A 385-nucleotide genomic window follows, 5' to 3' on the forward strand; every position below is an offset into this window, starting at 1 on the left:
CTGTCATCCGCCACCATGGAGGCCCAATCGGCACCCGGCCTGTACTTCATCGGCGAGGTGGTCGACGTGACAGGCTGGCTCGGCGGCTACAACTTCCAGTGGGCGTGGGCTTCGGCCGTCGCGGCAGGAGAGGCTGCCTCGGCCCGTTGATCCCCCACGGATCTGTCCTGGAACTGTTCGGGTTCTGTGCTACGATCAGTGATCCATTTTTCAAAGTTTGCAACCCGCTGGGCCCACCGTCCAAGCGGGTTTTGCCGTTTATCGGAGTTCGGAATGTCGCAGTTGTCCCTCAAGGCACAGATCACGGAAGACATGAAGGCCGCCATGCGCGCCAAGGAAACGGATCGTCTGGGCACGATCCGTCTGTTGCAGGCTGCCATCAAGC

At 61.0% G+C, this 385-nt stretch carries 2 protein-coding genes; both read left to right on the forward strand.

Annotated elements, in window-relative coordinates; translation table 11 throughout:
- On the forward strand, nt 1-150 hold a 150-nt coding region (locus JNB71_RS24275), incomplete at its 5' end, for an NAD(P)/FAD-dependent oxidoreductase (RefSeq protein ID WP_220374318.1).
- Between the two features lie 123 nt (nt 151-273).
- Nucleotides 274-385 (forward strand): GatB/YqeY domain-containing protein (locus JNB71_RS24280; protein ID WP_220374319.1); only part of this gene is annotated, 112 nt, incomplete at its 3' end.

It is taken from the genome of Rhizobium herbae (genome assembly GCF_019511375.1).
In the GTDB taxonomy this organism is placed as follows: Bacteria; Pseudomonadota; Alphaproteobacteria; order Rhizobiales; family Rhizobiaceae; genus Pararhizobium; species Pararhizobium herbae_A.